Origin of the sequence: Paenibacillus sp. E194 (genome assembly GCF_000935845.1) — a bacterium.
In the GTDB taxonomy this organism is placed as follows: domain Bacteria; phylum Bacillota; class Bacilli; order Paenibacillales; family Paenibacillaceae; genus Paenibacillus_B; species Paenibacillus_B alvei_B.
In genome coordinates, this window is sequence record NZ_JMDX01000007.1 from 23062 (window position 1) to 48519 (window position 25458).

Annotated in this window: 23 protein-coding genes; 9 read left to right on the forward strand and 14 right to left on the reverse strand. The window is 45.0% G+C overall.

Going from position 1 to position 25458, the window contains the following annotated elements:
• Nucleotides 1-59: 59 nt before the first annotated feature.
• A complete protein-coding gene (locus AZ66_RS01965; protein WP_044353364.1) occupies nt 60-620 on the reverse strand; it encodes an NADAR family protein in 561 nt (186 codons plus the stop codon).
• Between the two features lie 233 nt (nt 621-853).
• Here AZ66_RS01965 and AZ66_RS01970 point away from each other — a divergent pair, with 233 nt between their 5' ends.
• Nucleotides 854-1546, forward strand: a complete 693-nt coding sequence (locus tag AZ66_RS01970) for a diphthine--ammonia ligase (RefSeq protein WP_044353365.1) — start codon at nt 854-856, stop codon at nt 1544-1546.
• Between the two features lie 76 nt (nt 1547-1622).
• Here the strand turns inward: AZ66_RS01970 and AZ66_RS01975 are convergent, their stop codons facing one another.
• Nucleotides 1623-1952, reverse strand: a complete 330-nt coding sequence (locus AZ66_RS01975; RefSeq protein ID WP_044353366.1) for a carboxymuconolactone decarboxylase family protein — start codon at nt 1950-1952, stop codon at nt 1623-1625.
• The gene (locus AZ66_RS01980) at nt 1933-2361 is read right to left on the reverse strand and encodes a tautomerase family protein (protein ID WP_021260785.1); all 429 of its coding nucleotides are present in this window, start codon (nt 2359-2361) and stop codon (nt 1933-1935) included. Before AZ66_RS01980 ends, AZ66_RS01975 begins: the two co-directional genes overlap by 20 nt.
• A gap of 115 nt (nt 2362-2476) precedes the next feature.
• Between AZ66_RS01980 and AZ66_RS01985 the strand changes: the two genes are divergently transcribed.
• Entirely contained in the window at nt 2477-3370 is an 894-nt protein-coding gene (locus AZ66_RS01985) for a LysR family transcriptional regulator (RefSeq protein ID WP_044353367.1), read from the forward strand.
• A gap of 71 nt (nt 3371-3441) precedes the next feature.
• Here AZ66_RS01985 and AZ66_RS01990 read toward each other — a convergent pair whose 3' ends face one another.
• A complete protein-coding gene (locus AZ66_RS01990; RefSeq protein ID WP_021260783.1) occupies nt 3442-3930 on the reverse strand; it encodes a cation:proton antiporter regulatory subunit in 489 nt (162 codons plus the stop codon).
• A 24-nt stretch (nt 3931-3954) separates the two neighbouring features.
• On the reverse strand, nt 3955-5175 hold the full coding sequence (locus AZ66_RS01995; RefSeq protein ID WP_021260782.1) for a cation:proton antiporter: 1221 nt from the start codon (nt 5173-5175) through the stop codon (nt 3955-3957).
• 185 nt (nt 5176-5360) lie between these two features.
• Between AZ66_RS01995 and AZ66_RS02000 the strand changes: the two genes are divergently transcribed.
• From AZ66_RS02000 to AZ66_RS02010, 3 genes are read left to right on the forward strand one after another with little or no spacing between them, the layout of a single operon-like run.
• Nucleotides 5361-6494 (forward strand): DUF418 domain-containing protein, encoded by a 1134-nt coding sequence (locus AZ66_RS02000; RefSeq protein WP_044353368.1) that lies wholly within the window; start codon nt 5361-5363, stop codon nt 6492-6494.
• A gap of 15 nt (nt 6495-6509) precedes the next feature.
• Entirely contained in the window at nt 6510-7625 is a 1116-nt protein-coding gene (locus AZ66_RS02005; RefSeq protein ID WP_044353369.1) for a sensor histidine kinase, read from the forward strand.
• Nucleotides 7622-8227 (forward strand): response regulator transcription factor, encoded by a 606-nt coding sequence (locus AZ66_RS02010; RefSeq protein WP_044353370.1) that lies wholly within the window; start codon nt 7622-7624, stop codon nt 8225-8227. The genes AZ66_RS02005 and AZ66_RS02010 overlap by 4 nt, the downstream gene beginning before the upstream one ends.
• Before the next feature lie 7 nt (nt 8228-8234).
• Here AZ66_RS02010 and AZ66_RS02015 read toward each other — a convergent pair whose 3' ends face one another.
• The 5 genes from AZ66_RS02015 to AZ66_RS02035 all read right to left on the reverse strand — a co-directional run bounded on the left by AZ66_RS02015 (nt 8235) and on the right by AZ66_RS02035 (nt 14395).
• A complete protein-coding gene (locus AZ66_RS02015) occupies nt 8235-8819 on the reverse strand; it encodes a GNAT family N-acetyltransferase (protein WP_021260778.1) in 585 nt (194 codons plus the stop codon).
• A 76-nt stretch (nt 8820-8895) separates the two neighbouring features.
• Nucleotides 8896-10119: a Fic family protein gene (locus AZ66_RS02020; RefSeq protein WP_021260777.1), complete on the reverse strand. Its 1224-nt coding sequence runs from the start codon at nt 10117-10119 to the stop codon at nt 8896-8898.
• A 379-nt stretch (nt 10120-10498) separates the two neighbouring features.
• On the reverse strand, nt 10499-12145 hold the full coding sequence (locus AZ66_RS02025) for a glycoside hydrolase family 13 protein (RefSeq protein WP_021260776.1): 1647 nt from the start codon (nt 12143-12145) through the stop codon (nt 10499-10501).
• Between the two features lie 120 nt (nt 12146-12265).
• Nucleotides 12266-13276 (reverse strand): LacI family DNA-binding transcriptional regulator, encoded by a 1011-nt coding sequence (locus AZ66_RS02030; RefSeq protein WP_021260775.1) that lies wholly within the window; start codon nt 13274-13276, stop codon nt 12266-12268.
• Between the two features lie 165 nt (nt 13277-13441).
• On the reverse strand, nt 13442-14395 hold the full coding sequence (locus tag AZ66_RS02035; RefSeq protein ID WP_082061410.1) for a LysR family transcriptional regulator: 954 nt from the start codon (nt 14393-14395) through the stop codon (nt 13442-13444).
• Nucleotides 14396-14520: 125 nt separating this feature from the next.
• On the opposite strand from AZ66_RS02035, the gene AZ66_RS02040 reads away from it, so the two are divergent.
• Nucleotides 14521-15726: an MFS transporter gene (locus AZ66_RS02040; RefSeq protein WP_044353372.1), complete on the forward strand. Its 1206-nt coding sequence runs from the start codon at nt 14521-14523 to the stop codon at nt 15724-15726.
• Nucleotides 15727-15761: 35 nt separating this feature from the next.
• Here the strand turns inward: AZ66_RS02040 and AZ66_RS02045 are convergent, their stop codons facing one another.
• Nucleotides 15762-16349, reverse strand: a complete 588-nt coding sequence (locus tag AZ66_RS02045) for a chloramphenicol phosphotransferase CPT family protein (protein WP_044353392.1) — start codon at nt 16347-16349, stop codon at nt 15762-15764.
• Between the two features lie 374 nt (nt 16350-16723).
• On the opposite strand from AZ66_RS02045, the gene AZ66_RS02050 reads away from it, so the two are divergent.
• On the forward strand, nt 16724-17932 hold the full coding sequence (locus tag AZ66_RS02050; RefSeq protein ID WP_044353374.1) for an IS110 family transposase: 1209 nt from the start codon (nt 16724-16726) through the stop codon (nt 17930-17932).
• 384 nt (nt 17933-18316) lie between these two features.
• Here the strand turns inward: AZ66_RS02050 and AZ66_RS02055 are convergent, their stop codons facing one another.
• The 3 genes from AZ66_RS02055 to AZ66_RS02070 all read right to left on the reverse strand — a co-directional run bounded on the left by AZ66_RS02055 (nt 18317) and on the right by AZ66_RS02070 (nt 22572).
• Nucleotides 18317-20419 (reverse strand): TerD family protein, encoded by a 2103-nt coding sequence (locus AZ66_RS02055; RefSeq protein WP_044353375.1) that lies wholly within the window; start codon nt 20417-20419, stop codon nt 18317-18319.
• A gap of 367 nt (nt 20420-20786) precedes the next feature.
• Nucleotides 20787-21539: a suppressor of fused domain protein gene (locus AZ66_RS02065; protein WP_044353377.1), complete on the reverse strand. Its 753-nt coding sequence runs from the start codon at nt 21537-21539 to the stop codon at nt 20787-20789.
• Nucleotides 21540-21684: 145 nt separating this feature from the next.
• Nucleotides 21685-22572: a LysR family transcriptional regulator gene (locus AZ66_RS02070; protein ID WP_197081639.1), complete on the reverse strand. Its 888-nt coding sequence runs from the start codon at nt 22570-22572 to the stop codon at nt 21685-21687.
• Nucleotides 22573-22698: 126 nt separating this feature from the next.
• Between AZ66_RS02070 and AZ66_RS02075 the strand changes: the two genes are divergently transcribed.
• Nucleotides 22699-23889 carry a coenzyme F420-0:L-glutamate ligase gene (locus tag AZ66_RS02075; protein WP_044353378.1) on the forward strand — a complete coding sequence of 397 codons (1191 nt, stop codon included), beginning with the start codon at nt 22699-22701 and terminating at the stop codon, nt 23887-23889.
• Nucleotides 23890-24026: 137 nt separating this feature from the next.
• Entirely contained in the window at nt 24027-25241 is a 1215-nt protein-coding gene (locus tag AZ66_RS02080; protein WP_044353379.1) for a spr1629 family repressor/antitoxin, read from the forward strand.
• The last annotated feature ends 217 nt before the right edge of the window (nt 25242-25458 follow it).

The following is a 25458-nucleotide window of genomic DNA, read 5'->3' on the forward strand; positions in this document are numbered from 1 at the left end:
GCCCCCTACCTTCTAACAAAGGCAGTAGGGGCAGCCTATTTAGCTATGATGGTGTGGGGTCACTCCGTTCCATTCGCCATTAACTGATCTCGCACTTCGGTTAGGGCGAATCCCAACAAATTATCGCCCCGCCATTTCATCGGATTCTCCACATCCGGATGATCCTTGGCCATTCCAATACCCCAGATGCGGTCAACTGGACTTGCCTCCACTAAAATCCGTTGCTTGCTCGCCTTGAGGAATGCACACAGCTCCTCATTTTGCGAAAATTTTGCGAAGTTGCCCCGCTTCACGATGTCATAGCATTCGCGGCTCCATACCTCGTTGTCAAAACGTTTCACGGCGCGACCGAACGCCTTCATTTGCTTCGGATGCTTCGCGTTCATAATGGCTTCCAACATCTCGTTATCACCGAACAGCCTTGCCTTTTCTGCCATCATATACTGCTCCGTGCAGCTATATTTATGGCCATCTACTGTAAAGCTAGCTGTCCACCATTGGCTGAAGCAGCTCTGATTGATGCTTCCGTCAGCAGGAGGCGTATGCCCCCAGAAGAATAGGTACTTGAACTTCTTCCCCGCTTGGTGCGCTTTCTGTAACGCTTCAAGATTATATATCATCTCTGTCACCTCAACTTGGTTCATCCTACCATTTTACTATAATTGCAATCAAAAGGCGGTCTCCATCGAAGGTTCTCATGCCTAAAATCAGAAACGTCTACTATTGCATTGCGCATATTTCTTCACACGTAATAGTGATAAAATAAAGTATCCCTATATAAAACGCATGTCGTGCGACATTCTTTTATCAACCGAGCCACATCTACATTGCACATACAAAGGAGCGTACAACCATGACAGACGCAACAACTTGGAAGAACGGTGCTCACGGACATAGATTCATTGCATCCTTCAGCGGAGGAAAAGACAGTACATTGGCACTCTATAAGGCCATGCAGGGCGGAGAAGCAGTCGGCTTAATCGTCATGCTTGAAGAAGAGGGCAAACGTTCCCGCTCCCACGGCATGCCGCCTGAGCTTATCCGTGCACAAGCCGAGGCCATCGGGCTGCCTATATTTGCAGGTGCGGCAAGCTGGACAGACTATGAGTCCGTCTTCATGGGGCTGTTGGCGCATGCGAAGGAGCAAGGCGCCGAAGTACTAGTAACGGGTGACTTGGATGTACCCGAACACGGCTGCTGGCATGATCGAGTGACGAAGAATGCAGGGCTAGGCTTAGGAATGCCGCTCTGGGAAATGGATCATCTGGGGGCAGTTCAGGAATTCATCAATCTTGGATTTGTTACGATGCTGGTGACAGTCAATCTGTCGAAGGGCATGAAGGAAGAAGATTTAGGACGTGCTCTGACTCACGAGTTTGTGGAAGAGCTTCTCGCACGCGGAATCGATCCATGTGGTGAAGGTGGAGAGTTCCATACGACCGTAATTGACGGCCCTCTATTTAAGCATCCGATTCCGGTTCGCAAATGTGAGATCGTAAGAGACGGAGATTATGCATTTTTGCCTTTGGAGTTACAGAATTCGTAGGTCAGCAATAGTTGCTTGAACATAAAAAGCACAGTGCTTAGCCATTCGCTAGGTTCTGTGCTTTTTCTATCCATGATTACGCCTTGTTCCCGAAGATCGCCTCTACGACCTGCAGCGCCGAAGCTGCACGGGGCCAGCCTGCATAATACGCAAGGTGTGTTATCACTTCCACGATTTCTTCCTGCTGAAGTCCATTCTCTACCGCTAGTCGCAAATGATACGGGAGCTGTTCCATCAATCCGCCCGCAACTAGCGCAGAAATCGTAATCAGACTCCGATCCCGCAGCGATAATTGCTCCCGTCGCCACAAGTCTCCGAACAATACGTTCTCGGAATAATCAACGAATGCCGGAGCTAATTCTCTTAACGTCTCGCTTACTTGCGGGCTAATTGCTCGATGTGCCATGCCAATCACTCCCCTTTGTCTGACGATCCAGCATTTGAGCAATGCCATTGCCGAATGACCAATCTTCGAATTCATTATCGACAAGCACGACAAAGACATCCCCTTTTCGTATACTCACCGTGTTGGACAGCTCCTCTGCCAGCATCGCATAAAAGCTTGTTTTCTGCTGTTCCGACCTCCCCGATTTAAGTGTAATTTGGATATAGAGCAAGTCGTCGCTCCGTTCAACATTCAAGTAATTCTTGCTGTAGAAAAATTCCCCCGCCCTATGGGCATGAAAGACTTGAAAATAATCATCTTCCGGCACATTGAAGTGTTTGATCAAAGCGCACATGATTGTCTTACTGATTTGTTCAAGTTGGCGGGTGTCATATTGCTCCTCCATGTAACTAACCCGAATGAATGGCATGTCCGATCAACTCCTTCTCTGAGATGCCTCCATTGTACGCCCGATAATTTCATTTGTATAATTGAATAAAATCATGATCTTATTCGATTATTTCGATAGAGGTGACAACAAGCAAATGGATCTCAAAGAACTAACCGCATTCAAAACCATACTTGAAGAAGGGACTTTCTCCCGAGCAGCCGAGAAGTTGAATTACGCGCAATCTACCATTACGAGTCAAATCCAACGCTTGGAAAAAGAGCTGGGCATACCATTGTTCAACAGAGGCTGGGATGCGGAATTGACCCGTGCCGGCCACATGCTGGCAGCGGAGATTGATAGTCTCATTCAGCATTGGAACTATATCTCGGAACAGGCGAAAGCATTGCAGCAGGACGAAATTGGGTCTGTACGGATTGGAGGAATTGAATCCATGATGGAGACGGTATTCCCTAATGCACTGCGGAAGTTCCGAGCGCATAAGCCGAACATGCAATGTCACGTTGTGGCGGGAAATACCGATTTCCTTTCCCAATCCATCCTGCAAAAGGAGCTGGACTTTGCCATCTGTGGCGAGCCTTCCGACGCGTCTCCCTTCTATTTTCAGCCGCTGTATCAAGAGAGGATCACGTTCATTGCAGATCAGGCGCATCCTTTGTGTGCACAGGAGAACATCTCATTGGAAGAGCTTCTCCATTACCCGATCATAGCTGGCGGACCAAACTGCTTATATTCGCTGCGTTTAGCTAAGCATTTCGCCAGATACGAATCATCACCTAACCTGAACACTGTAAGTCAGATATCTTCAATTCCACACTTTGTGAAGGGTACTTCTGCCGTGGGCGTCGTATTGGATACAACACCGCTGGCGAAGGAGATCAAAGCAATTGATGTCAATATGGCCGAGCCCCTGATTCAAATCGGCTTCTTGCAGAGGCGAGGCGGCCGGGAATATATGCAAGCATCTTCTGCTAATCTGCTCATGCAGATCATTAGAGAAGAAATGGAGGGAGGTATCAGACAAAGCTAAGCCTTATCTCAGCAAAACAAAAAGAGCACCTGCTATTATCCAAGCAGATGCTCTCTGACTACAATTATCCGTTATCCTTGTGCGAGCAGCTCTTTGAGCTGCTTTATTTGTTTGCGCTCTCCTGCAATGACGAGTGTCATATTGGGCGTAAGCTGTACCTCAGGATCGGGATTGATATACTGCTTTCCTTTTTCTATAGCTGCCAGGATTGTTGCTCCCGTGCGCTGGCGAATTTGCAGCTCGGCAATGGATTTATTGATGCATGGAAAGGACGACCCTACCTTGCACCATTCAATGACGAGTTCATCAAGTTCCACTTGGATAGTATCCAATGCCTTCGGCTTATAACTCATGCCTCCGATAATAGACGCAAGCTGTCTTGCTTCTTCGTCCTCCAACGTTATTTGGGAAATGCTCTGCTCTGGATCATTATCTTCGAAATGGTATACTTCTCTTCTGCCATCATCATGGATAACGACGACGACCTTATCTCCCGACGCAGCTTCCATCTGATACTTTTTCCCGATACCCGGTAGTTCCGTTTCCCTTATCGTTGCCATATGGCCTGACATCTCCCTTCAATCCTATTTATTTGGTACGTTTGATTTTTCTTTGTTATTGCTCCATTTGAATATGCGGTTCAGACCACTATACACATATTTCGATTCTTTCGCCAGCAGTGGACCAACTATAGCCAGCACGAGTACATACAGCGCGGAGAAAGGCTTAAGTAAAGGCATCAAACCGGCTGATATACCTAAGTTCGCCACTATAATAGTGAATTCCCCCCGCGCCATGATGGTAAGTCCAATATTCGTCGAAGCCTTATAGGATAATCCCGCCTTACGTCCTGCAATCCAGCCTGCAACCATATTGGACACTACTGTGAGCAGCACAGCTCCCAGTGCCATCCATGCAGCATCGCCAAGCGTTAGTGGATCTATGCTTAGACCGAAGCTGAAAAAGAAGATCGCGCCGAAGAAATCCCGGAAAGGAACAACCAGATGCTCTATTCGCTTGCTATGCTCTGTTTCTGACAAAGCAAGTCCAAATAAGAGCGCACCGATAGCCTCAGCTACATGCAGGGTTTCCGAGAACCCGGCAATAAAGAATAGCAGGGAGAATACGACTATAATAAATATTTCGTTCGATGTGATATTCAATAGCTTATTTAATACTGGCGGCCCTACTCTTGCGATGATGAAGAACACGAGCATATACCCCATGGAAATCCCTACGGAGAGCAATATTCCGCCAATAGATGTGGCCCCTCCAAGCAGAAGGCCGGACATAACGGATAAGAACACGGCCAGAAAGAGATCATCGAACAAAATCATGCCCAATATCAGCTCTGTTTCGGAGTTGCCTGTACGTCTAAGATCAACCAAAACCTTGGCTACGATGGCTGTGGAGGATACAGACATCAGCCCTGCAATGATTAGCGTTTCATACAGCGGAAAATTAACCAAAAATCCGTAAGCCATTGCCAGCACGAAGTTCAGTACGACATATACGGTACCACCAAATACAATATTGCCCCCAGACTTAATTAACTTCGAAACCGAGAACTCTAGACCAATGTAGAAGAGCAGGAATAGTACTCCCATCCGCCCGAGAAAAGCTATTATGTACTGACTCTCTATAAAGGTTAAGTCGAACAAGCCGATCACTGGAGCATGCGGTCCGACCAACATACCGAGAACGATAAGGAATGGAATGATCGAAAACTTTAGCTTCCCAGCGATAAGCGAGGCGGCGGTAACTAACAGCAGGGCGGTTCCAACCTGAAAAATCATATGATCCATATGGCGGCTATCTCCTTCTTTCAAAATCCTGTAGCCTTATCCTGCGCAACAATATTCCTTGCTATCCAGATTCGAACAATATGACACCTGTCATCCTAATTCCTTTACAGCTGTGAATATTCCGCTCCCCCTCTTCCCCACTACAATAAAGCTGCATGATGAATAAGAGGGAAGGATGAGTACATGTGGAACAACGTCAGGAGAGGATCCGTCTGCTCGATATATTGCGGGGATTCGCGATTCTGGGCACATTGGGGACAAATATTTGGATATTTGCACATCTAGGAGATTTATCTTATCTCACTACGTACGCGTATACGGGTTGGTGGAAGCTTGATGATCTGCTCCGCATGATCGTATTATTTTTTGTAAATGGCAAGATGCTCGGCTTATTAACGATCATGTTCGGAGTAGGCATGGAAATGAAGTATCAGCAGGCGAAGCGTGCAGGCAAGGCCTGGCCGGGCGTCTATATGTGGGTGCTTCTTATCCTGCTATTGGAGGGCTTGCTTCATTTTATTCTTGTAATGGAGTATGACATCTTAATGAGCTACGGCATAACAGGCATGATTGCCGCCTTCATTATTCGTGGTGGCGATCGCGCCATATCCAACACGATGAGAGTGATTGGCAGCGTACATGTCATCGCAATTTTGAGTATCCTTCTGCTTGGGATAATGGGCGCCAATATGTCACTGGGGAACTTTGATCAGGTGGCCACTCTCTACAAGGACGGTTCATGGATGGAACAAGTCCAATATCGACTATCTCATTTCGTACTGCTTCGCTTTGAGCCCATTTTTGTCATTCCGTTGAATGTGTTTCTGTTTTTACTCGGCGTTCGCCTTATGCGCTCCGGAGTGTTCGCTCCAGATGAGCATGGGCAGCGGCAACGCAGCAAGCTTATGAAGCTGGGCATCTATGTCGGGGTGCCATTGAACCTGCTTATTTTCATACCTGGCGGCATTTTCGACATGCCCGTCCGCTATTTATTTGCCCCCTTTCTGTCAATTGGGTATATAGCACTCATTGGTAAAATGGTACAATATAACAAATTGGATCGACTGTGGCGCCTGCTTGAAAACACAGGGAAGATGTCGTTAAGCTGCTATGTTATGCAAAATGTGATTGCATCCGTGCTCTGTTATGGCTGGGGCTTAGCATTAGGCGGCAAGTTGAATTCGTTAACCATTATCGCAATCTGGATTGAGATTTCCGTATTCCAGCTATGGTTCGCTTCAAGGTGGCTGCGGGTCTTCAAGCTTGGCCCTATGGAGTCTGTCCGCAAGCGTGCGGTAGGCATTTTTCAGTCTAGGTGAATCTGGAGGCTATCGATGAAGATCTACCCAAGAGATCAGATGAAACAGTTTCTACTCATAGATGTAATTGCGATCGTATATTTGTGCTATTTTGTCCTGAGCACGCGTTCCGATCTTGGTCTCTTGGGATGCCTAATGGTCCTAAGCTTATTTTTGATTTCCTTCTATATTGCATTATGGCATCGGAATATCTATCTGCTGGCAGCTGTTGTATCTGGTCTCGGCACGATTGCGGTACTCAGTATCTTTATTGACCCCAATCTTCTCATGTTCGGATTTATATTTGCCGATCTGCTAGGCAGATCGAAGTCCAAATGGCAAATCGGCGTTGGAACTGCAGCCATAGCCCTTATGTACGCGGTAGTCGCAAGATGGGGAGTAAGTGATTTCTATGCCAGGTATATGATGCATCTCCCCATTATCATTATCCAGATACTCCTGCCTTCAATCTTATACATAAGAGCGAGAGCAGCCAGCCTGCAAGGTCAGCTGGATTCTGCCAATGAACAGCTTGAACAATATGCCCTGCAGGAAGAACGACACCGCATCGCACGCGATCTCCATGATACGCTGGGACAAACCTTAACGATGATCAAACTAAAAAGCGAGCTGGCTGCTAGATGGGTAGATAAAGACCCTAAGCAGGCCAAAGAAGAGCTGAACGACATCCTCAACACCTCGCGAATTGCCCTTAAGCAAGTACGGGAACTCGTTTCCGAGATGAAGTTCATTTCACTGACAAGTGAGCTGGCGCATTCGCGCAAGCTGCTGCATACGGTTGGCATTGAGCTTGAAATTATAGAGCATGGCCCTTCCCCACTGCTATCCAGCGTCGAGGAAACGATGATAGCTCTCTCTGTGCGGGAAGCAATTACAAATACGATTAAGCATAGTCAGGCGCAGCACTGCACGATACAGCTTCAAATGATAGATAACAGGTACACCATATACATAACTGATGATGGTGTCGGGCTAAGCCACAAAGAAGGCGGAAATGGCATCCTGTCAATGAAGGAGCGAATGCACGCGCTGAACGGCACTCTTACAGTGGAATGCTCGCCTGCCGGAGGGACTGCGGTTGCCATGATGCTCCCACTACATCATCTCGGAAGGGAGAGTGCAGCTACATGATTCGCGTTGTGATTGCTGAAGACCAGCAGATGCTGCGAGGTGCCTTTGCCTCATTGCTGAAGTTCGAAGACGATATTGAAGTATTGGCGGAAGTAGCGGATGGGAAGCAGGCATGGGAGGCCATACAGCAGCATAAGCCAGACGTATGCGTGGTGGATATTGAAATGCCGCACATGAACGGCTTAGAGTTGGCATTGCAAATCAGAAACGCCGGGCTTCCTTGCAAAATTGTGATCGTTACTACCTTTGCCCGGCCTGGCTATTTGCAAAAGGCAATGAATGCCCAAGTGAATGCCTATCTGCTTAAGGATGAACCGATCGACTATCTCATTGAATCCATTCGTAGGGTCATGGCTGGAGAACGGGTGATCAGCACCGATCTGGCTGCAGTGCTCTTCATGAACAATGAGAATCCATTAAGCGAGAGGGAAGCCGAGATGCTGCGGCTTACGAAGGAAGGCATGACGACAAGCGAAATCAGCAAAGCCCTCTTCTTGACGATTGGAACGGTGCGGAATTATCTGTCTTCTGCCATTCAAAAGCTGGATGCGGAATCGAGACAGCAGGCCGCAGCCATTGCCGAAGAGAAGGGATGGCTTTGAACCATCCCTACAAAAACTCTCCGACAGGGAGATCAAGATTGATCGTCGTGTTGCGGAGTACCTTCTTATGGGCAATAGCCTTTGCCGAAAACAGGCGCATCAGCACAGCGACCTGCAACGAGTCGCTCGTCAACGCCCCTTCATGGCGACTGCCAACAAGGCTCACATCGGGTACAGCCGGCCAGGAGCCGGCTCGATGGTAGAAATCAGCCAGATCTGGATGGCATGTAAATAAGCCAAGATCCACGCCGCTCTGCTCCATCCATTGAGTGGCGGCGGCGACTGTTTTTAGCCCATAGCCTAAACCACGATAATCAGGGTCAGTCGCTACACAGCTAAGTCCTGATATAACGAACCTCTCTCCCTCATGCTCGATCGCTTTGGTGACAACTCCCGTATAGCTGACTAACTTTCCATCTGCATAGGCATAGAAGGAACGCGCATTCAGCGCTTCATGATGGGCAGCCGGTATCGTATCCTCCAGCAATCCATCCTCCTCCGGCCATACGCGATGCAGCAAGACGGCAATCTCTCTCCGCAGGGTTGCAAGTGCCTGATTATAATTTATTGATTGTATGATATCATCCGCCAATAGTAGCTTCTCCTTTACGGTGAGGTCTGGAGACGATACGCATTTGTAATCCCTTCTTATTGTGAAATATTTATGCTTACACCTCAAAGTACTTTTGCTGAATACAGTAATAGATTGGTCTTTCTCCTTTTTGTTCCACGAGTGATAACCCATTTAACTCCTTCATTATTTTTCTCAACGTAGCCTCAGACTTCTCGAAAATTTTTGCTAACTCTTTAATGGTAAGCCCGCTACTTGAATCAAAAAAGTAATTTTGAGCTAACACGTACAAAATTTCAAAATAGATTTGATCCTTATCCGTTAATCTAGGCTCCATTTTTAATTTCTTTTGAGCTATTTGTAGCAATTCACTCTTTTCTTTTAACTCTGCATTCATTTGAATGAGAGCTTTCAAAATAATTGTAATAAATGATTCAATAAAGCAGTTCAGTTCGCCTCTGCTCTTTATACTATTTGTAATTTCGAAGGCCTCTAAATATTTATTTCTGTATTTATTGCATCCTCTGGATAACGAAAGTGCAGAGCTATTCCCAAAATCCGCACAAAGATACATACTGCTAATAAATCTTGAGGTTCTCCCATTACCATCATAGAACGGGTGAATATAACCAAAATAGTAATGGCCAACAGCAACCTTTATAATCGTTGGAATTTCTTCATTGTCATTTAAAAATTTCAATAAGTCGTTCGTTTTATGTATGATTTCTGATTCCGGTGTTATTCCCTGATGAACCACTTTCCCTGTTCCTGATTTTTTTAGAATATAAGTCGTATCTTTTCTGAAAATGTCTCCATCCGGCAATTCCTGTGTCTCAATTTCTCCATTTGTAATATCATCATAGATGAGCCTTACATCCTGAGGTACTTTGGGAAATCTAATATCGTTCTGCAGCAGCCTCATATAAGATTTAATCATACTTTCAAATCTCTGCTTAGTTTTCCTATTAAATAGGACTTCTTTCGTACTTCTTGCGATTTCCTCTCTAGAACTTCTTATTCCTTCTAACTCGTTGGTATTGTACAGTTCCTCTACCAGACACTCCATAATAAATTGCTGCTGAGCGACTGCAGGGAGTTGCTTAAAGGTAGTTTCGAATTCTCTAGAGATAACATGGATTTGGTGAATCATTTTTATCATTTCATTGGTAGGTACATAATATAATTCGAAAACATGGGGTTGGTTCATTGGCTTGATATACAGACCTAAGCGCTCTGTCGTTTCATAATCAATTCTCTTTTGATAGATTGCATTAAATTCCGTCCCACTTTTTTCATGAAATAATTTATAAATATATCTCATAACAGTCACCCCATTTTTATCCTTAGGGGAATTTTTGCATATAAAAAACAAGTTGTCTAGATCTATGTTTAAAAAATCCGGTATTTTTACACATAGACTTCCGTTGAGGCATCACTATCTTACTATTTTAACGCTCGCTCCACATGTACATCTACCATGTCCATTCTTTTTAATTTGTACTTTTTTGTTACAGGATGGACAAGACACAACCATGCAATAACACTCCCATCTTGAAATAAGATGTTATTATCATAGTCATGAATATTGATAAATATTCTGATGATAGATTCCAACTATCGGCGAAACTCTATCCCAAACAATCCTTTAATAAAGTAAATGGCCCACACAAAGAGCGTGTGGACCAAAAGTTAATCTCTCCTTATGCTAACTTTACCGCTAACACCTCATACGGCTTCATCGTAAATGCAGTAACATCGATTTCAGCGCGGTCGTAGTTGCTCATAATGATCTCGGATACTTTCTCATCTACAGCAAAACGCTGCTCTTGTTCAGAAATGTTCGCTACCACGAGCCATTTCTCGCCTTCATAGATGCGGTAGTATGCAAATACCTCTTCCGGTGTATGCTCAATAAGCTCAAAGTCGCCCCATACGATTATCGGGTTCTCTTGGCGCAGCTTGATTAAGCGCTGGTACGTATAGAAGATCGAATTCGGGTTGTCTAGATTACGCTGCACGTTAATTGTCTTATAGTTGTCATTCACGTGCAGCCAAGGCGTACCCGTCGTAAAGCCTCCGTTCGCGCTGTCATTCCACTGTATCGGCGTGCGAGCGTTGTCTCTTCCTTTGGCATTGATCGAGGCGATAATGTCCTCTGCCGCGTACCCCTTGGACAAACGGTCATGATACATATTGATGGATTCAATATCCTCTACCTCATCAATGCTCGACACAGGGCGATTCGTCATCCCTATCTCTTCACCTTGATAAATGTAAGGCGTCCCCTTCATCATATGGAGAAGAACAGCGAACATTTTCGCGCTTTGCTCATGGTATTCCTTATCGTTGCCCCATCGGGACACGATGCGCGGCAGGTCATGATTGTTCCAGAACAAGCTATTCCAGCCCTGGTCGCCTAGCGAGGTTTGCCACTTCGCCAGCACTCGCTTCAATTCGGCAATTTCCAGAGGCTTCAGATCCCACTTATCCTTGCCCTCCTGCTGATCCAATCCGACATGCTCGAATTGGAACACCATGGACATCTCCTTGCGCGCTGGATCGGAATACAGCTTCGCAATTTCCGGCGTCGCGCCCCAAGTCTCGCCAACCGTCAAGACATCATGAGAGCCGAATGTCTTTTCATGCATTTCCTGCAAATACTCATGCAGCTTCGGTCCGTTGCCCGTAATTTCTTGATCCGGAATTTTGCCGATGAGATCGATGACATCCATACGGAAGCCGCCGACACCTTTATCCAGCCAGAAGTTCATCATGTCATATACTTCTTGGCGAACCTTCGGGTTCTCCCAGTTCAGGTCTGGTTGGCGCTTGCTGAATAGGTGCAGGAAATACTGGCCGCTCGCTTCGTCGAACTCCCATGCGGAGCCGCTGAATATAGAGCCCAGTCCGTTTGGAACGCCTCCGTTCACCGGATCCCGCCAAATATAGTAATCGCGGTACTCGTTGTCTTTGCCTTTTTTCGCTTCAATGAACCATTTATGCTCGTCAGAGGTATGATTTACGACAAGATCCATAATGATCTTGATACCCGCCTCATTCGCCTTCGTAATCAGCTCATCCATATCATCCATTGTACCGAACTCGTCCATAATATCTTGATAATCGCTAATGTCATACCCATTATCATCATTCGGCGATTTATATACAGGGGACAGCCAGATTGCGGTAATGCCTAGCAGCTTCAAATAATCGATCCGATTGATGATCCCTCTCAAATCACCGATGCCATCTCCATCGCTGTCTTGGAAGCTGCGCGGATAAATTTGATACACAACGGCGGTTTGCCACCATTTCACGTCTTTTGCTTGTTTGATTGTTTCACTCAACGGATACCAATCCTCTCGGGTTGAAATATGAAGCTATCTGACTAAACGTAAACGTTTACGTAATGCGTAAAAATCATCTCTATTTCATTCACGTGCAATTGCACATGGATATACTCGCCATTACTTTGCATTCAATGATTTGACCGACTTGCGTACCACTAATTCATGGGGTATCACTTCGGACTCAATCTTCATCCTATGCTGAATCGCGTCAATTAATTTCCGGCAGCCTTCTCGCCCCATCTCATACAAGGGCTGTGCGACTGTCGTTAGTGGAGGAATCGACATACGCGACACTTTGGAGTTATCGTATCCGACCACGGACAGCTCCTCTGGCACCCTAATGCCGTGTTCAAAACATGTCGATATAATGCCGAGTGCAGCCTCATCGCTTGCGCAGAATACTGCGGTAATATCGGCTTCCTCTTCAAGGAACTCCTGCATGGCCTGTTTGCCGGATTCGAAACTAAAGTCCCCTGACTTAATCAGGTTCAAGTCTACCTTGATCCCCAGATCACGCAAGGCTTGTGTATATCCATCGATTCTCGGGGCACCAGATATCGGATCTCTTGGATTGGCTCCGGCCATCCCTATCTTCCGGTGACCATGCTGGGTGAGATACTGAACTGCGGTATATGCAGCACAGAAATCATCCACTTTGAGATAAGGTACATCTTCTCGATCCGACTTGGTAGATAGCAAAATAAAGGGAATACTCAGTGATGACATGGCGTCGATTGCAGCCTCTTGCAGCTCGATGGACACGATAATGAGCCCGTCTACTCTTCGCTCCCCCATTAATTTCAGACAATCCTGAATTCGGGAGCCATGGCTGCCGGCATGAGTCAAAATCACGCTGTAGCCATGCGCATACGAAGTGTCCTCAATCCCTTTAATAATATCCCCATAAAAGGAAGTCGCCACATCCGGCATAATGACACCTATCGTATTGGTCGACTTCTGCACCAGGCTTCTTGCATTTTCATTTTTTCGATATCCCAATTCCTTGGCTACGGCGATAACCTTCTTCTCCGTCTCTTCGTTATATCCGCCAAGATTATTAATGACTCTCGATACGGTCGCGGTAGAGACACCAGCAACTCGTGCGATATCCTTGATCGTAGCTGCCATCTAACCACCTCTCGTGGGTAAACGTTTTTCATAATTCGAAACTGAATAAGACCAGTGAACATCCTTTTTGTTAGTTAAACGTTTACGTAACCAATACTAGTTCCCTCTCGCTATTATGTCAATGCTTTTTTAAAGCGTTTTCAGTCTATACAATCTGTGCTCCTCTCACCCTTTTGCCAAGAAACCGGACATCTCTGTGTAGGCACATTCGTCATCAATCGATCCCGATCCTTGAGCTTGCTCTCCCGTGCGCGCAAACATTGTCTTTGCGACAGTGAAAAAGGCTTGTACGGCTGGCGACGTGCATTGGAGAGGAGGACTGGCTAGGGCCACTTTACGCCAGCTCGATTGCTTCAGATTACCGATACCGATGTTGGGCTGATTTTTGAACGACAGCTCAGGCCCGATGGTAACGCCAAGCCCTTCCTGCACCATACTGGAGATGGTATTACAATCCTGCACCTCAAAGCGTATGCGGGGAGTAACTTGAGCTTGCTCGAAAATTTCCTCTACATTTGCGCGATAAAGCCCTTTCGGCATAATAAAATCCTCTTCCTGCAGATCATGCACATCAATTACATCTTCACGTTGAAAGCGATGATCTGCAGGGAAAGCGACAACCATCTTATCCTTAACTAAGGGTACGATATGCAAATTCAGTTCCTTGTTCTGCTGGATGACGAAGCCAATGTCAATGACCCCTGTCTCAAACCATTCCAAAATCTCCTCATAAGTTCCTTCGTAAAATCTAAAGGCAATGTTGGGATGCTTCTGATTGAACTTCGAAATGATGCTTGGCAAAATATTAGCTGATGCGCTGGGGAAACTCCCAATTCGGATTGTGCCTGCCTCCAGATTGGAAGCCAAGGCGGCTTCTTGCTTGATAATTTCCATTTGGTTCAATATTTCTCGCATCGGTATCAGCATCTTCTGGCCGACCTCTGTCAGCAGAAGACCTCTACGACGATCACGAATTAATAGGGCAACGCCCCACTCCGATTCCAGACTGGCTATTGCATGACTTACGGCAGATTGGGTCATATTCAGCTTTTCCGCTGCCTTCGTAAAGCTTCCCTGCTCCACTACATGGGAGAACACTTCAAACCTGGCTATTGTCATAAGTAAAACCTCATGTCATATATGAATAGGATTCGTTTGATTCATGCTAACACGAGATATATACTGATGCAAGAAATCGATATTCATACTTGGCGCGCGCCCTGAAAGTAAAGGAGACCAAGTTGATGAATCGTGTAGGCATCTATTTATTGGCGTTAGGCGCTTTTATTATCGGAACAGTGGATTTTATCACGGTGGGGATTTTGAATATGATAGCTGCGGACATGAATGTGTCCATTGGGATGGCAGGCCAGCTTGTCACTATTTTTTCTATTTCATTTGTTATCGGATCATTGATCCTCGTAGCGTTGACGATCCGATTTGAACGAAAAAAAGTATTGTTATATTCCCTTGCTATCTTTTTGGTTGGCAATCTTACAGCGTTTCTAAGCACCCGATTTGAAATTCTTATGGTTTCACGCGTTCTATTGGCTGCGAGCGGCGGTCTGTTCACCGTGATCGCTACCGTGTTCGCTGCTAAGCTGGCCCCGCCTGGCAAGCAAGGTGCTGCAATTGCTACAGTGACTACAGGCTTTAGCGCTGCGCTAGTGTTCGGAATGCCCATTGGAACGCTGCTAACGTCATACATGGATTGGCACTTCATATTCCTTATCATGGGTGCAATCACGGTGCTTCTCATTATCATGCTTGCACGGATGATCTCATCTGCTCCAGGGCAAACGCCCATACCGCTAAAAGAGCATCTGCTGATAATAAAAGATAAGCGAGTCTTCAGTGGTTTATTAACGACATTATTTTGGATCATCGGCTATACGATTACGTTTACTTACATTTCTCCGCTTTTACAGGAGATAGGGCACTTTACCGTTGAAATGATTAGTACGGCACTCCTTATCTTAGGGATATTTGCCTTTTTCGGCTCTCGCTTCGGCGGCTATGCATCTGACAAATGGGGCGCAAACGTAACGATTCGATCCAGCCTCGTCCTGCACGTACTGGCGCTAATTGCTTTGCCTGTGGCGCTTGGTTCGACTTGGGGGGCTATGGTCACGATCATGGTATGGGGATTCTCTTCTTGGACGACAACCACGGCCAATCAAATCTATCTCATTTCCTTGAAATCTTCCGCTTCCGAAATCATATTAAGCTATCAGACAGCCGTATTGAACATTGGCATTTCCTTAGGCGCGGCCGTAGGAGGCGTACTAGTTGAACGAGTGCCGATTTCCCACTTCGGTTGGATTAGCAGTGTAATGGTTCTTATTGCTTTCGTTACAGCGTCCTATTCCTTCCTGTTAAGCGGGCGTATGAAGAATCGAATGGGGAAACTCGACTTATGCTGTGAATGTCCAAACAAAATAAAGTATTAGACTGCCGCTGTTTTGTTAACTGAAGGATACGGCTTTTATGAAACACTAACACTTCTTTTATTTAACTTCTTAAAAGCAGAGTATTCACGTTTTGATCTAATAAAATTTAATATCAAATTGGCGCATTCATCTGGACTCAAGGTTTCAGTATTTAGTTCAAGGTCATACTCATTAAGGCAATAAACTTTATCATACTGAGAGATTGCTAAACCAATCTCTCTATCTCCCCTTAGTTTTTCTCTCCTAATAAGCTCCTCTTTCGAGCATGTTACTCCTACAAGCAGTACAGGATGATCCATTAATAAACCTAGAAATGTATTAAATCGATCGTCAGTATCATTTACTGTATCTACAACGATATTCGTCCCCATTACCGACATAAATTTAATTGTTGAATAAAACAAAGTAATCAATGGTTCAATAATGATATGAGTTGGGCCTTGCGCATCTTCTGCATATTTGGTGTTAATGAAATCAATGTAGTCATGAAACAATCCATTAAAAAAATCATCAATTGATAAATGATAAAACGAGATTTCATTTTGGTTTAATAATTCAGTCGCTATGGAAGTCTTTCCGGAACTTGAGGTTCCATTTAGAAAAACGATTATCCCTTGCTTCAATTTAATCGCCCCTTCAAAAATAATCATTGCGTTTGCGTATCTTTCAGATAACGTCTTTTTTTGCAAACATAGTAAAATTCGTCATATCTAAGGTATTCGTGTAGTGATTAAGCAATTCTGCCCCATCGTATTATAAGGTCAACCAGTTCTTTCTGGTTGATCCTTTTTTCATTAGCTTTGAGAATTGAGGTAGCCGGGTCGAACGTACCTGCCCGTGGGACTTGATCCCGAGCGCTATAATGTTCACCCCTACTTGTCATGACCATGATTGAGGCTGGTTGGGACTTGAGATCCCGTATAACAAGCGATGCTATGGAGCGACAAGATGAAATCACAGGGGCTGCCGGTAAAACCAACTTAGGAAGGTGAATTGAATGAATCCAGTGATTGGTCTGGATATTTCTAAAGATGAAAGCCATGGACAATCCTTTTTAGAACGAGGTAAACCGTACAAAGGGACGTTTCAATTCGAACATACCCGAGAAGGGCTGGCGAAGCTACTTCAAGCTATTCAGAATGTTGAAAAAGCTTCTGGACTACGTCCTTTGCTAGTTCTCGAAGCAACTGGTCATTACCAAAGTCCCGTTGTTCAGTTCTTAGAGGAGCATCATTATTTGTATATTGTCATTAATCCACTCATCTCAAATCGGCTTAGAAAGTCCAACCTTCGTAAAGTGAAGACGGATGCTGCTGATGCTTTTCTGTTGGGAGAGTTGTACTACAAAGAAGAATTTGAACCCTATAAAAAAAGAGGTGTACAACTGCTTAATCTGCGTTATCTAACCAGACAATATGAGTCTCTTTCAAAAATGTGTGTACAAACTAAACTGCAGTTTCAAGCTGTTCTTGATCAAGTTTTCCCTACGTACAAAGGTGTTTTCGGGGACATATATTCTAGTATCTCACTTCGATTTTTAAATGAGTTTCCAACTTCCTATTTGGTATTGCAATCGGACGAAGGCACGCTTAAGTCCAAAATTAAAGAACTGCTTTCTTCAAGACGAGGGCGTTCAGAGAGTTGGATCTGTGTACGAGTTGAGCGGTTGTTGGATGCAGCAAAACAAAATCCTTTTCAACAAACCATGTACTCTAGTCACTTGATCAATCTAAAAGTTTTGATTTCACTCATTATTCAGTACCAAGAGCATCTATCTCGATTGGAAGAGAACATAGATGCTCTTGCTAAAGAAATTGAAGAATATGATTTAATCCAGTCGATTCCCGGTATTGGTAATAAAATTGCGGCAACAATTTTATCGGAAATTGGAGAAGTCGACCGTTTTGATCATCCAAAGAAACTAGTAGCCTTTGCAGGCATTGACCCAAGTGTATTCGCTTCAGGAAAGTTTACGGCAACACGGAATCGAATTACCAAACGTGGTTCCCGGCAACTTCGTTATGCGTTAGTTATGGCTGTCCAGTGTGGACTCATCCGTTCTCGTAATATGCGACTTAAAGATTTCTATGATCGCAAGAGAGCCGAAGGGAAGCCTCATAAAGTAGCTCTGATCGCATGTGCGAATAAACTGGTTCATTGGCTTTATGTCATCCTTAAAAGTAAAAAAAAATTCCGTTCTGCTTAATCATTTCATGTTGGTATAACCTTCCAAAACAAAGGGATTGGAGGGTTATTTGTCATACTTATTTTTCACTATACCACATGACTAAGGTTCACTTTACTGGTACTCTTGACAAGCTATTAGCTGGTATAGCTTAGCCAACGGGCGCCAGGCTACAATTTTATTTTCTTAGTCTAATACTTTATTTTCTCCTGACAGTGAAATCAAATAAAAACATACAGAAGCCCACATAAGCTGTGTTCAGCATATGGTGGGCTTCATGACCTTTTATAACCTATAATGCACGGACTACCGAAATCGCCTCACTATTAAAAACAAGGGCGGCATGCCAAGACCGGATAACCGGATCTTGACCTGCCGCCATCTTTAGAGCCTAAGCATGTGCACTCATACGAGGTATTCTGCCATAATCTGCTCGATATCGTAAGGAGTAACTCCTTCGTCTACCGAGAAGATCGTACCCGCTTGATCTGCCGTTGCAACAACTTCCCCTCTTGCCTCAGCATGAAGCATGAACAGATCGTACAGATTCGGCTTTTGCAGAGTAGTCATCGCCTTGCCGATCAAGACCATCCCTTTTTGATTTCCTTCTACATTGTTGCAGAAGTCCGGATGCCTTGTCAGTGAGAGATCGGTCCAAATTATAGTTCGCTCTACCAAATCCAAAATAACAGGAATTGCAATCCTCGTATCAGCCGTTACATCGATCTTATTGGCGACCGTCGCAGGTTCGAATATCTCGCCGGAACCCGGCTTCTTGCGCATCATCCAACCTGCGAAGCACTCCGGCAATTCGCAATACGGCTGCATCGTAAAGGAATGAAGCGAAGCGACAATATAACGACCGCCATAATCCACAATGGATGGAATGTGCAGATCAATAAATTCACAGGCTCCTTTTGGTGCGGACACGATGTCGCCGCTATGCACAGCCCGGTACTTCGAGGATCGCAAATTCGTGTATGAGATATGCTCAACATACTGCCAATTGTGATCGTACATGACAGCGGACAGATCGATATCCACACGGCCGGTAGGAATGCTGTTCACCGTACCTTCCTTCCACCAGGTGAAGAAGCGAACCGTGTCCCCTTCCTCCATCGGCACGCGGCTTCCCCGAACGATCGTATGCAGCGCCTTGCTTGCCGAACGCTGGGAGAACGGAACATTATACCGCTTCATACGTCCATCGACATACACCTTTCCGAGCGATGGAAGCGCCGAGAACCGCTCCATAAGCGTCTGTTCGCACAGCTGCACAATATCTTGGCATACCGCTATATCGAGCTCTGGAAGCGTATTAGGAATCGCTACAGCCTTGGCGACATTCCCTCTCGGGAAGAAGGTACGAAGCTCCTTGGGCTCGTTACGATGGGTGAAATGGGACTTCACTTGCATGAGCACAGGTGTCGACACCTGATTCGCGATTTCGCCGAATGCCAATACCACGTACTCCGCTTGTTCCGCGATGCGCAGCAAGTGATCGAGCCTTCTGGCGAACTCGCCAGGGCGCTTCGTCAACAGATCAATTAGCGTCCACACATTCTGATATTGGAAGGCAAGCTCCACACTGCTGTTATAAGTCGTAAAGGGCTTGTTATTGCGCAATATATCAAAGGCTTCCTTGCTTCGCGCAAATTGCTGCTTATATTCCGATGGATGCAAAATCTCGCCTAACCGAATCCAGCGCTGCTTATATCTCAGCATATCCTCGGTAATCGCTCCGCATTGTTCCAGCAGGCCGAGCAGCAGCCGTCTCTCCGGCCGCTTGAACTTGCGGAAGTGCGTAGGCTCAGCAAGACTAACGTCGCCAGATGACCAAGCGACAGCAAGACGCAGGACATCGGTAGCCGTCTTGAAGTACGGGCGGATCACATTCAGGTTCGCCTTGTCATGCTTCAATAAGGAGCCGGCCACGAAGCCGACGTTCTCTTTGAATGGAATCTCGTCAGGAAGAATATCCCCTAATTCATCTGCGTCCGCATCTTCGATAGCAACGTCGATATCGTTCTGATCTGTCTCGGAAATTGACCCCTTAGCCTGAATAAGCTGGCGTATCATCCAATGGAATTCTGCTCTGCTGCCCAGGTCAATAACCTTCAGGTCGATCTGATCCTGCAGAGGCGGTCGATCTGCTGCCTCGTAGCGTGGCACATCCAAGGTCACATAATGATAAATCGCATTCAGGTACAGCTCTACATCATCTTCCTGCATCACCTGCTCCGGGAAATCCGGATACATCGGTGTGTATGCCACATGGGCACCTACCATTACCTTAAGATCCGTGACCAGTTCCTGATAGAATACAGTGAACTGATCCCTGGACAAGGTACGGACAACATTTATTAATGGCTTGGAGAACGTATACCCAAGCTGCTCTATGTTCTTCAACGCCGTAGCCAAATGGGATTTAGAGATTCGATGTTCTCCTTGCCCTTGGTTCACAATCAACTTATTCGCTCTTCGCAGATAGATGGTATTCATCATCATAAAAAGACTCCAGGAAAGCCATATCCCTAATTTCAATGGAAGATTCAATAGAAGGAAGGAATATGATAGCCTGGATGCCCCCTTTCCTAAGTAACATCTTCAGGAAAGCTGCGACCCTAATTCGCCAATGAGTTAGAAGGAAGGATCGCAATAGCCTGAAGGTCAAAAGCTCAAAGCCGAGTGGCTTCAAACCTTTGATGCCTCCATCTTCACATACTTCACACCACGCGAACAGGGTGAAAGTATTACGACTGCCGCGATTTGCTCATACAAAATGGAAGGTACTTAACCTAAAAAAGTCGCCAGCTCTCTCAATGATGTGAAAGAGCTGGCGTTTTAGATTCTAGACAAGAACTAGAATTATTTATTACGACTTGCACGTATTGATTCGTTTCGGATTTAACTCAAACAAATCATCTTCCAACTCTGATAATTTGTCTATTAAGGCATCCATACCGTGCTCCAACTTATAATCCATTTCCTCTTTGTACAGAGGGATCAGGAAATATGTATGAACTTGATTGCCATCCTTGGTCGGAATGACGCTGACTTCCTCTGTTAATTGATAAAATACAACCCCATTTAAGCCTGTCCCATCGGCATAAGGCTCATAGTCTTGGAAATTTGGTATCGTATGTCCATATCCCAGCCACGTGTTATACTCATGTGGAAAACGAGCCATCTGCTTCATAAGTCGGATCGGCCAGTAATTGTTGTCATCCTTAAAGGCATTTTCGGTTAGCTCCCACGAAGCCGGAAGGAACATCATCACTTCCGCCCGATCGTAATTTCCATCCATTTCCGCTCGTATCTCATCTGGAATCGTCATCGGCAAATCACTCATGCCGGTCGTGTACAGTACCCAGAACGGTTCTTCTTCCGTAGGCTCCATAATATTTACATCAATATGTACCACATCAGATATAAGCTCATGAAAGACACCGCTGTTTCTCCCCGGAAATACCTCTTCGAAATGGGCAACGATTTCTTCCATGTATTCCATCGGTGCAGGCGGCTCATAACCATCATTGGCACTTTCGCCATATGTGTAAATGGTAGTGCCGTCATTCGCTTTCTCCCCATTATTCTTGCCGCCGAATACCTTCTTCAGAAACCCCATCTTATCCCCTCGCCTCATTAGTAATTGGTAAATATTAATAACACAAGTCTACCATAGGACAGGCCTCTCCTCCATTCATCTACTCTCTTATTGCTGCTTCATTTTGGAGTTTTGTAACAATTTCGCCGCATATAGACGCATATAATCAAAGTTTCTTACTTTCGATAATCTCAACGAACTTCGTTGACGCTGGAGACAACGATACACTTTTCAAAAAACATATGCCAATGCTTCTCTTCGGGATCTCCTCCACCAATTGAGCCTCCTGCAATATCCCCTTGTCCAAATACTCTTGCGAGAATTCCCTCGTCACACAGGCGACACCTAAATTAATTTTGGCGAACTCTAATAACAAATGGTGTGAGCCCAGCTCAAAGTCCGGCGAAATCTGTATGCCTTTTGACAAAATATAATCCTCAACATACTTTCTGGAATTGGACTTCGACTCAAGGAAAATCAGCGGCATCTTGACGATTGTGTCCAGACTAACTGGGCCGGTTAACAGACGCTTGAACTTTTCCCCATATACAAAAATATCTTGAATGTCCGCACACGGTCTTAGCTCCAATGCAGGATCATCCAGCGGAAAATTGCATATTCCAATATCCACCCCGCCTGACTTGATCAGCGCACATATTTCAAGGGTGGTACCGTTAATAATCTTGAACTTAATATTGGGATACCGATTATGGAATTCCTCCAAATAGGGAAGCAAAAAGTATCTCGAAATCGTATCGCCAACCCCTATTTTTAACTCACCTGTCGTTAAATTTTTTAACTCCAGCATTTTTTCCTCGCCGACGTGAATTAGATTCATCGCCGAATTCGCATATTCGAATAGGAGCCGGCCTTCGTTCGTCAAAAATACACCCTTCGATGTCCGCGTGAATAGACGAGTATCCAACTCCCGTTCCAGCTGCATGATTGCTTGGCTGACAGCTGGCTGCGTCATATACATATCCTGTGCCGCTCTAGAGAAGCTTTCACGTTTCGCAACCGTACAAAATACCTTATATAAATCTAACTTACTCACTACATAAGCACTCCTTATACCTAATATTCGATATATTAATTTCACTTATACCATTAGACGGGTGTATAGTACAAATAGGAACGCCATGTCATGTATTCACTATAAGCGATCTAAGGAGCGATTATATTGGAAAGAGTCGTTGGAACTGTAGTAAGAGGCCTTCGTTGCCCCATCATCAATCAAGGTGACAGCATCGAGGATATTGTAGTAGATAGTGTGTTGAAAGCATCCGAAGCGGAAGGCTTCCACATTCAAGATAGAGATATCGTTACGGTTACGGAATCCATCGTTGCTCGTGCGCAAGGCAACTATGCGACAATCGATCACATTGCGCAGGATGTACGTGCTAAATTCGGAGATGCGACGGTTGGAGTCATTTTCCCAATCTTGAGCCGCAATCGCTTCGCGATCTGCCTTCGCGGTATTGCGAAGGGAGCTAAGAAAGTTGTGCTTATGCTCAGCTATCCATCGGATGAAGTAGGCAACCACTTGGTGGATCTCGACCTGCTCGATGAAAAAGGGATCAATCCTTGGACAGATGTGCTGACAGAGCAGCAATTCCGTGATCTGTTCGGCTATAACAAGCATACCTTTACTGGCGTCGATTATATCGATTACTATAAATCATTGATCGAAGAGTACGGTGTAGAATGCGAAGTTATATTCTCCAACCATCCAAAGACAATCTTGGAGTACACGAAAAACGTGCTGACTTGCGATATTCATACTCGCTTCAGAACGAAGCGAATTTTGAAGGCGAATGGCGGGGAAAACGTATATGGTCTCGACGACATCCTAACTGCATCGATTGACGGCAGCGGATGCAATGAATCATATGGCCTGTTAGGCTCCAACAAATCGACAGAGAACAGCGTAAAGCTGTTCCCGCGCAATTCCCAGCCTATCGTAGACAATATCCAGCGCGTGCTCAAGGAAAAGACGGGCAAGCAGGTTGAAGTCATGATTTACGGGGATGGAGCGTTCAAGGATCCTGTGGGCAAGATCTGGGAGCTTGCTGACCCAGTTGTATCGCCAGCCTACACGGCAGGACTGGACGGTACTCCGAATGAAGTGAAATTGAAATACCTTGCCGATAATAACTTCGCTCATCTAAAAGGTGAAGAACTGAAGCAAGCAATTTCTCAGTATATTACCAATAAAGATGCAGATCTCGTCGGAGCGATGGAAGCGCAAGGCACAACTCCTCGTAGATTGACGGATCTAATTGGCTCTCTGTCCGATTTGACTTCCGGTAGCGGAGATAAGGGCACGCCGATTATCTTTATTCAAGGGTATTTCGATAACTATACGAATTAATGTGGAATGAACAGCCTCTCCGCCAAAATGGTGGAGGGGTTTTTGTTTTTATTGACAAAAGTAATATCCCCACATCATATTTCTGTTAAAATATAACTGTCTATATAACATTGATTTGGATATTAGGAGGGACAGGCATGTTCATTGGCGAAAATCTGGCCAATTTACGGATCATGCACGGATATTCGCGCAAACAACTCTCCGACATGTTAGGTGTAACCGAACAAGCAGTCTGGCAGTACGAGAACGCGTATACGACACCGAAGATGCAGATCGTGAATGAATTGAAACGAATCTTTAACGTAAAAAGCAAATACTTTTATTCGAAGGACATGCTTGCAAAATATATGATGCCTGCGAATGTGGATGTAATGAATATTGCGTATCGCTCCAAGGTATTAAATGTTATCTCCAAGACGCAGGCAGAAGCTAAGCATCTCGAATATTTAGATTCTTTTGTGAACTATATAACGGCTAATGTAAGCCATCCGACCCTTAAAATCATCAAGCTTCGGGACGAAGTGATGGAGTATGTAGATCATACGGACGACGATAGAACTGCCCAAATCAACCGTGTTGCCCATTTAGCGAGGAAACGGCTCGATTTATCGATATCCAACAATGATGATCTCCTGTTCCAAATCGAGAAGAGTGGCGTGTTCGTGTTTGAGAAGGCCATTGGCGAGGAAATCGATGCTTATAGCCTGTGGACTCGAAATGACCGCCCCTATATTATATTAGGAAATTTGAAACGATCAGCTTCTAGGAGGAACTTTGATCTTGCCCATGAACTCGGTCATCTTCTGCTCCATTACCAGCTTGAGTTCGTCAACTTAGATCGAAAAGAACACAAAAATATTGAAAATGAAGCAAACATGTTTGCCGGAGCTTTGTTATTGCCGGAGGACGAGTTCTCACTAGATATGAAAGATGTGTCCCGTCTTACCAATCCTGATGATTACGTAGATCTGAAGAAGAAATGGAAAACATCGCTGCAAGTGTTAGGATATAGAGCCGCAAATCTAGGGATCATTGGGGCCAAAGAACATCGGAATTTCTACGCAGCACTGCACCGCAAAGGTTATTTGAAAATGGAGCCGCTTGATGATACCATTCCGATCCAGAAGCCAATGAAAATCAAAACAATCATTGATTTCGCTTCAAAGAAGGGAATTATGGATATTGGCCACATGATCGAACACGATTGGAAAGTTGTAATATCCTTCTTTCATCATATGACGGGAATTGACCCAAGCTTTTTCGAGAAGTATATGGCAAGAAACTTGGACTTTGGTCTGCAAAATGTTACTGAAATTACAGAACATATTTCTGCCAATAAAATAGAAACATAGATATCGCTATCCCCTTCAAGTAACTCAAAGCTAGGTCATCCTGAGCAAACGAGTGAATTTGAGAGGGATTTTTTTATAGGTGGACATTATTTATGAAGTCTGTTTAGAAATCGGTATGCATAATTATGTAAATTTAATCTGTTCAAAAAGGGGTTTATAGGATAATATTTACTATTAAGTAATAAGAAAGGAGGTTTTGATTCAAAATCGCAATATC

What these genes read in the sequence shown, in the direction of transcription:
- AZ66_RS01975 (WP_044353366.1), bottom strand. Translation starts at nt 1,952, where the DNA reads ATGGCACATCGAGCAATTAGCCCGCAAGTAAGCGAGACGTTAAGAGAA.
- AZ66_RS02030 (WP_021260775.1), bottom strand. Translation starts at nt 13,276, where the DNA reads ATGGCAGCTACGATCAAGGATATCGCACGAGTTGCTGGTGTCTCTACC.
- AZ66_RS02035 (WP_082061410.1), bottom strand. Translation starts at nt 14,395, where the DNA reads ATGACAATAGCCAGGTTTGAAGTGTTCTCCCATGTAGTGGAGCAGGGA.
- AZ66_RS01995 (WP_021260782.1), bottom strand. Translation starts at nt 5,175, where the DNA reads ATGGATCATATGATTTTTCAGGTTGGAACCGCCCTGCTGTTAGTTACC.
- AZ66_RS01990 (WP_021260783.1), bottom strand. Translation starts at nt 3,930, where the DNA reads ATGGCAACGATAAGGGAAACGGAACTACCGGGTATCGGGAAAAAGTAT.
- AZ66_RS02065 (WP_044353377.1), bottom strand. Translation starts at nt 21,539, where the DNA reads ATGGGGTTTCTGAAGAAGGTATTCGGCGGCAAGAATAATGGGGAGAAA.
- AZ66_RS02055 (WP_044353375.1), bottom strand. Translation starts at nt 20,419, where the DNA reads ATGATGATGAATACCATCTATCTGCGAAGAGCGAATAAGTTGATTGTG.
- AZ66_RS01980 (WP_021260785.1), bottom strand. Translation starts at nt 2,361, where the DNA reads ATGCCATTCATTCGGGTTAGTTACATGGAGGAGCAATATGACACCCGC.
- AZ66_RS02010 (WP_044353370.1), top strand. Translation starts at nt 7,622, where the DNA reads ATGATTCGCGTTGTGATTGCTGAAGACCAGCAGATGCTGCGAGGTGCC.
- AZ66_RS02040 (WP_044353372.1), top strand. Translation starts at nt 14,521, where the DNA reads ATGAATCGTGTAGGCATCTATTTATTGGCGTTAGGCGCTTTTATTATC.
- AZ66_RS02050 (WP_044353374.1), top strand. Translation starts at nt 16,724, where the DNA reads ATGAATCCAGTGATTGGTCTGGATATTTCTAAAGATGAAAGCCATGGA.
- AZ66_RS02020 (WP_021260777.1), bottom strand. Translation starts at nt 10,119, where the DNA reads ATGAGATATATTTATAAATTATTTCATGAAAAAAGTGGGACGGAATTT.
- AZ66_RS02080 (WP_044353379.1), top strand. Translation starts at nt 24,027, where the DNA reads ATGTTCATTGGCGAAAATCTGGCCAATTTACGGATCATGCACGGATAT.
- AZ66_RS01985 (WP_044353367.1), top strand. Translation starts at nt 2,477, where the DNA reads ATGGATCTCAAAGAACTAACCGCATTCAAAACCATACTTGAAGAAGGG.
- AZ66_RS01970 (WP_044353365.1), top strand. Translation starts at nt 854, where the DNA reads ATGACAGACGCAACAACTTGGAAGAACGGTGCTCACGGACATAGATTC.
- AZ66_RS02005 (WP_044353369.1), top strand. Translation starts at nt 6,510, where the DNA reads ATGAAGATCTACCCAAGAGATCAGATGAAACAGTTTCTACTCATAGAT.
- AZ66_RS01965 (WP_044353364.1), bottom strand. Translation starts at nt 620, where the DNA reads ATGATATATAATCTTGAAGCGTTACAGAAAGCGCACCAAGCGGGGAAG.